Raw genomic sequence first — 6661 nt, 5'->3', positions numbered from 1 at the left:
TAAATCCTTATCTGGCAAGAGACTTAATTGATTAGCTCGTTCTAGATCGAAAACAATTGACAAAAATCGCCAAATGTCTTTCTATATAAGGGTTTCATCCCTTATAAACCCCCTCCATTGCATAACATAAACCGAAGAACCAATTCAATTTCACTGAAAAAATATGAGGCAATTAAAATAATTTTTATTCGGGTAGATTCCTTAACTAGAAAAACTTTTGGTCTTGAGATAATATTAGGCCGAGGTCTTTTGCTTACCTCATAAGCGATTAAAGGTAGCAAAAAAAGAATTAGATTCGGAGAATGAATCAGCCCTAGTGGTTGGGGTGGTTGCTGTTTGCCCAACAGTACCGTTGAGATGATTTACAAAATATTTCAACCCTTTTTTAAGAATGTTGATTGATGCATTATGATCCCTATCTAAGACTGTTTTACAGTTAGGGCATTGATGAGTTCTATTGCTTAATGTTTTTTGCACTATCGTCCCACAAACTGAACAATCTTGGCTAGTAAAATGGGTAGGAACAGCAACACAAACAATCCGATAAATCTTGGCAAAATAATTCAATCATTCAGTGAATTGATACCAAGAAGCATCAGAAATCGATTTGGCAAGCTTATGGTTTTTGACTAAGTTTCTTACCTTTAGAGCCTCATAAACTACCAGATCATTAGACTGGACTAACGCCAAAGCGTCTTTAATTGCTTTGTCTTTACGTTGTCTTGATACTTTAAGATGAAGCCTAGCTACTTTTATCCGTTGCTTGTGATAGTTTTTAGACTGTTTGTTTCCTTGAGGAAACTTTTTGTATAATCGTCGTTGTCCTTTTTTCAGTCGTTTTTCTGACTTTCTTAAATAACGTGGATTCTCTACATTATTGCCTTGAGCATCGGTATAAAATTCCTTTAACCCTAAGTCAATTCCTGTTATTTGTCCCGTTGGTTTACCGTCAGCACGTCTAACAACTCTTACCCGTTTAATCTGTTGCTCTGAATAATAAAATAATGTCTTTTGACTACACCATAAATCAAATTCTCCTGCTTGAAAACCATCAGTAAATCTGATTTTACGTCGATCATCAGATAGTTGGTAGCCTGTTAATTTATACTCAAAGGAACGGTTATGCTTTTTGAACCGAGGAAACCACTTTTCCCCTGGTATCTTAGCATGACAATTCTGATAAAACCTATTAATTGATTGCCAGGCTCTATCAGCAGCCGATTGACGAGCTTGTGAGTTTAATTTATTAACATAAGGTGTTTCTTTATTATTAGCTAGTACCGCACAAAGTTTTTGGAGATCATTGCGGGTTGTCCCTTGATTTGACCCCCAATAACGAACACAAGAATTACGCACAAACTGAGAAGTTATGATAGCTTCATCGAGCCGGTGATATTGCTCTGGTGTTCCGTTTTTTAGCTTTGCTTCTACGACTAGCATCTAACAATCCTCGACCCTTGGCTAAGTTAGGTATAACACAGTTTACCCACAGATGGTGGAATTAAACCGATGCTCCGCGGTTGATATTCTGGTCTGATTTCATCCCCCGCAAAGCTGAGTATCTTCTCGAAAAATGTAGCGGGGGCATTCATCCGACATTTTAGGTAAAGGTCGCCCTTGGTGTCCCGATCCCCCATCGGGATTTTTTCAATTTGCTCGATTACCGTCGCCAGCAGCGCCGGAGACGCGATGAGAAACACCGCATTCTTCATGTGTTTAGCGTAGGTGCTACCCTTGCAGAATTGCCCCAGATCTTTGATAAAGGGAAACGCTTCATCCCGGACAATCTGGAGCATTGTCTCCGCATCATCGATATTTTTGAAGTGCGACCAACGGATATGCTGTTGGCTGGCGGTAAAGGTGGTATTTTCGAGTTTTTCGCCTAATCGTTGGGCTTTACGCTCCTTAGCTAGTTCTAGGTCATCTAGGCGCTTGATGAAGAGTAAATAGGAAATCTGCTCGATTACCGAAAGCGGGTTACTAATGCCGTTATTCCAGAAGGTTGTCCAAAGTTTATCTAGGGCTTGCTGAATAAATCTAAAAACCTTGTTGGATAAGGCTTTTAGACTTTTTTTCCTCAAAAAGTGCCGACCATTGGAGGGATCGGGGGTAAAATTCCTGGACTTTTTCCCTGAAAATTAGGTAACTGACCACCTCAAAATCGGTAAAACCCTACACCCTACACCCCACACCCCACACCCTGCCCCCACGAAAAACTTTTTGCCGCAAACCCTACCTATGCCCTAATCCCCTACTAAATCCTCATGCGAACCTTAGCGATCGGCGATATTCATGGTTGCTCGAAAGCTCTAGATCACTTGCTAGAGATCGTCAACCCCAAACCGCAAGATACTTTAATCACCCTCGGTGATTACGTTAATAAGGGCAGAGACTCGAAAGGGGTGATCGATCGCCTGATTTCCCTACATAAACAGGGAAATTTGATTCCCCTCAAAGGTAATCACGAGATTATCATGCTGCAAGCCCGTAATAACCCCCTCAAACAGCGTCTCTGGTTAGAAAAAGGCGGTAAAGCCACCCTCAAATCCTATAGCGAAGGCCACCTGATTAAAATTCCCGAATCCCACTGGGATTTTTTAGGAAAAGTCTGTATAAATAGCTACGAAACTGCCAATCATTTATTTGTTCACGCTAGTCTCGATCCCCATCTACCCCTAGCCAGACAACCAGAATACAAACTCTTTTGGGAGAAATTTCAATATCCCGCCGCCCATAGTTCGGGAAAAACCATGATTTGCGGCCATACCAGCCAAAAAAGCGGGAAACCGATTAATCTCGGCCATGCCATTTGTATCGATACTTGGGCCTACGGCCAAGGCTGGTTAAGTTGTTTAGATGTGGAAACGGGGAAATTGTGGCAGGTTAACCAGCGAGGAAATTTTCGGATTAGCCAGATTCAAGATTATTATCTTCCATCCTCTCTACGTCAGGACATTAAGGACGGTTCGCCGATTTTTGGCGGTTCACTCTTGTCGAGAGCGGCAGCAATAACATTTAAGGGCAAATAACTGGGGTAAACTCCCTCGCGAGCGCGTTCAATATCCGTTTCCTCTAGGGGAATTTGGTATTTAATCGCAATTGCCTTGAGGATATCGCTGCGATCGATCACTCCCGCTACGGCGGAGGCTGGTGTTAACACCGTGATCATTCGGTCCGGGATGGTTTCCAATTTCTGCACCACCGTCACTAAGGGGGTTTTTTCCTCAACAGTGGGAATTTCCGCGAGGGGATGGGCAATATCAAGCAGTTGTTTTTCTGACCAGAAACTCCGCTCGATCGCCTGTAAATCTTCCACCCGAATTAATCCCCGATAACGCCCCTCGGAAGCGGCAAAATAAGCAGTATTGGCAGCCGCTCGGTCTAAAACGTATTCTTGGGCGAATTCCTGTAGGGTTTGATGGGCGTTTAAAACCCGCAAATCTCTGCTCATCACCTCTCCCGCTGTGAAATTGAGGAGACTTTCCTGTAAATTAGTCAAATTATCGTAGGCGCGGGCATTTCTGAGGATAAACCAGCCCATTAATCCTAACCAAGCACCCCCCACATCTGCCGTCAAGAGAACCAAGAAAATCCCCAAAATAATCCCCAACCAACCGATGAATTGACCACTGATCGCAGCCCAATGTAATCCTTTCCAGCGATCGCCAGTCGCTTGCCAGACCATTGCTTTGAAAATTTGACCCCCATCGAGGGGTAAACCGGGGATAAGATTAAATAGAGCCAAAAACAGGTTAATTATCGCTAAATGCCCGCATATATAGGTTAAATTGGCGTTTAAATAGGGTAAGTGACTGGCTAGGGATAGGAGACAAAACAGGAGAAAACTGACGAGGGGTCCAGCGATCGCTACTTGCAGGGCCTCTGGAGGAGTCCGAGATTCTCGATCGATCGAGGCCATACCTCCAAAGAGAAACAGGGTAATGGAATTGACCTCGATGCCTTGGCAACGAGCCATTAAACTATGACCTAATTCGTGGAGTAAAACCGAGATAAACAGCAATAAAGCCATGATTAAACCAAGTAACCACGCTAAAACAGAACTCTGGGCCGCCAGAGACTGAATTTCTGCATCAGTGGCATTGATCAAGGTGACAAAAGCCAGAATCAAAAACCACGAGGAATCAATATAGAGAGGAATGCCCAATAAAGAGCCGATTCGCCAATTTGTACGCATAATTTTCAGTGGGGAAATGGGGAAGTGGGGAAGTGGGGAAGTGGGGAAGTGGGGAAATGGGGGAATAGGGGAATGGGGAAGTGGGGGAATGGGGGAATAGGGGAATGGGGAAGTGGGGGAATTCAACTAAAACCCTAAAACCCTAAAACCCTAAAACCCTAACCCCTAACACCTAACACCTGTCCCCTTTTAGGACATTTGGAAAATAAAAGTCATTTTGTCCCCTTTACCGAGGGAAATGCGATCGCCTGCCCGAAGACGATGACGATTGCCGGGGGGTAGGGGAGTGTGATTAACGTAGGTTCCGTTAGCGCTGCCGCTGTCTTCGAGGTAATAGATGCCCGCTTCGACACGGATATCGCCATGAACCCGGGAGACGATATCAGAATCGGGAAAACCGGAAACATCGATATCGGGGGGAATGCGATCGTTAGGTTTGCCGATATGAATTACCGATAGATGTAGGGGTAATTCAATTTTGCTATCGGTTTGCAGGTGCTGCAAACTAGCTATTTCCGTCTGTAAGCGGGTGGCAGCCCGAACCGGTGGAGGGGCAACAGGAGGAGGTGCGATCGAGGCGACGGTGGGTGTAGGGACTGGTGGGACGGGTTCAGGTTCCGATTCCGATTCGGCCTCGGCTGCCACCATGGGAACGGAATTAGGCTGTAAATTGTAGCCACACTGACCGCAAAAGGTGGCATCAGTTTGGATGGTTGCCCCACAATTAGGACAGGAAGACATCCGCGGCAAGGGAGTGTAACAGGCCTCGCATTGACTGGCCTCATCGGGGTTAGTATGTTCGCAATTGGGACAAACGATCATTTTTAAGTAAAAAGTAAAAAGTAAAAAGTAAAAAAGCAGATTAGGGGTTAGGTTTTAGGGTGTTGGGGTGTTGGGGTTTTAGGGTGTTGGGGTGTTGGGGTTTTAGGGTGTTGGGGTGGTCACTGCGTGCGCGTTGCGGGGGGTGTTAGGGTTTTGGGGTGTTGGGGTTTTAGTTGAAATTCCCCCATTCCCCCATTCCCCCATTCCCCCATTCCCCTATTCCCCTATTCTCTAGACAAAAGAGGAACCAGCGGCCGCATCGAGCAACCAATATAATTCCCCGGCCGGGGGGTGGATGAGACGAGAAGGATAGGAGAAAGAGTCACCATAAGCAGAGAAAATCTCATGTAGAGCGGGGCGTTTACTTTCGCCGGCAGCGATAAAGATCACACAACGGGCCTGATTGATCAGGGGAACAGTAAAAGTTAAGCGGGGATTGCCGTCTTTCTCGCCGACGGTGATACAGCGATCGCTCACCGTTAAAGCTGCCGTGTGGGGAAAGAGAGAGGCGGTGTGACCATCATCGCCCATTCCCAATAAAATCAGGTCAAAAACGGGAAAATCGGGAGAATTGACCCCAAACCATTGGCGGAGATGATCATCGTATTTTTGGGCGGCCAGCTGGGGATCGGGGTCATCCGTGGGCATAGGATGAATATTAGCGGCCGGGATCGGTATGCGATCGAGCCATGCTAACCGGGCCATGCGTTGATTACTGTCAGGATGATCGGGACTAACGTAGCGTTCATCTCCCCAGAAAACGTGAATTTTTGACCAGTCGAGGGGTTGAGAGGATAAAGCTTCGTAGAGAGGTTTCGGGGTACTACCGCCGGACAGAGCGATGGTAAAATAGTCCTGTTGTTCGAGGCTGGTTGTGATTTTTTCCAGAACCAGTGCCAGAGATTTTGCGATCAGAGCTTGTTTATCAGCTAAAACTTCCACCAATTTCTGCATGGGTTTTGTTATCAACTCAGGGGGCTGTCTTTACTATAGGCTAACCATTCAGGACTCATCTGAGAGCTTGGGAAAATTTTATTCTTTGACAGCCTCTGTCTTAGGTAAGAGATACGGGGGGAAAACCTCGTCTGAGAGCTTGGGAAAATTTTATTAGACCTGCTGCAAAAGTAAGTTATCGAGGCACTATCGGGTTAAAATATCTAAAAAAATGGATAAATTTGACATAATATTAGGTTTTATGGATATTATAGTTTTCTATTGTCTTTTTTCTCCTCCTGACGACCGTCTCCTATCGACCGTCTCCTCGCCTAACGGCAGATTTTTGATTTTTGCAGGAGATCTATTCTTTGACAGGGATAAGTTTACCGATGCCATATTGAGGTAATATTTCTAGAGTCGATTCTCGAAGGGGGTTGACAAGCAGAACGATTTGACATAGGGTTTAGCGGGAGGTTGAGCGAGAGTTAATTAGAAATTGCAGTTTGTCAGAGTGCCTCTCGGCAAAATCCTTCTGGGAATCCCCAGCGAGAACTTTTAAACAGACTAGTCACTAACCCCGCCCTAAAAGGGACGGGGCTTGCCTAAACCAATTTAGGCGACGCAAGTAGAGACTACCGCATCGAGACACAATCTGGCACAGACCTCCGAATACTTCCCTAGTTCGGATTCCCTCTCAGCTTTATTGGT

4 protein-coding genes and 2 pseudogenes are annotated in these 6661 nt (G+C 45.4%); 1 reads left to right on the top strand and 5 read right to left on the bottom strand.

All coding sequences use genetic code 11. The features are described from left to right. Nucleotides 1-258: 258 nt before the first annotated feature. Together O9332_RS02640 and O9332_RS27920 are read right to left on the bottom strand one after the other, a co-directional pair. Nucleotides 259-1440 (bottom strand): annotated as a pseudogene (locus O9332_RS02640) (RNA-guided endonuclease InsQ/TnpB family protein). A 269-nt stretch (nucleotides 1441-1709) separates the two neighbouring features. Next, nucleotides 1710-2081, bottom strand: a pseudogene (locus tag O9332_RS27920) (type I restriction-modification system subunit M N-terminal domain-containing protein); the annotation flags it as partial. Between the two features lie 183 nt (nucleotides 2082-2264). On the opposite strand from O9332_RS27920, the gene O9332_RS02625 reads away from it, so the two are divergent. Beyond that, nucleotides 2265-3029 (top strand): metallophosphoesterase family protein, encoded by a 765-nt coding sequence (locus tag O9332_RS02625; protein WP_002760958.1) that lies wholly within the window; start codon nucleotides 2265-2267, stop codon nucleotides 3027-3029. Here the strand turns inward: O9332_RS02625 and O9332_RS02620 are convergent. The 3 genes from O9332_RS02620 to pgl all read right to left on the bottom strand — a co-directional run bounded on the left by O9332_RS02620 (nucleotide 2948) and on the right by pgl (nucleotide 5971). Beyond that, nucleotides 2948-4195 (bottom strand): site-2 protease family protein, encoded by a 1248-nt coding sequence (locus tag O9332_RS02620; RefSeq protein WP_002760959.1) that lies wholly within the window; start codon nucleotides 4193-4195, stop codon nucleotides 2948-2950. The two genes, O9332_RS02625 and O9332_RS02620, sit on opposite strands and share 82 nt — an antisense overlap. Before the next feature lie 189 nt (nucleotides 4196-4384). Beyond that, nucleotides 4385-5017: a double zinc ribbon and FHA domain-containing protein gene (locus tag O9332_RS02615; protein ID WP_002760960.1), complete on the bottom strand. Its 633-nt coding sequence runs from the start codon at nucleotides 5015-5017 to the stop codon at nucleotides 4385-4387. A gap of 231 nt (nucleotides 5018-5248) precedes the next feature. Beyond that, entirely contained in the window at nucleotides 5249-5971 is a 723-nt protein-coding gene (gene pgl / locus O9332_RS02610; protein WP_002760961.1) for a 6-phosphogluconolactonase, read from the bottom strand. Nucleotides 5972-6661: the final 690 nt, after the last annotated feature.

It is taken from the genome of Microcystis sp. LE19-10.1B (genome assembly GCF_027530565.1).
Classification (GTDB): domain Bacteria; phylum Cyanobacteriota; class Cyanobacteriia; order Cyanobacteriales; family Microcystaceae; genus Microcystis; species Microcystis aeruginosa.
This window is presented reverse-complemented; position numbering and strand designations above follow the sequence as displayed.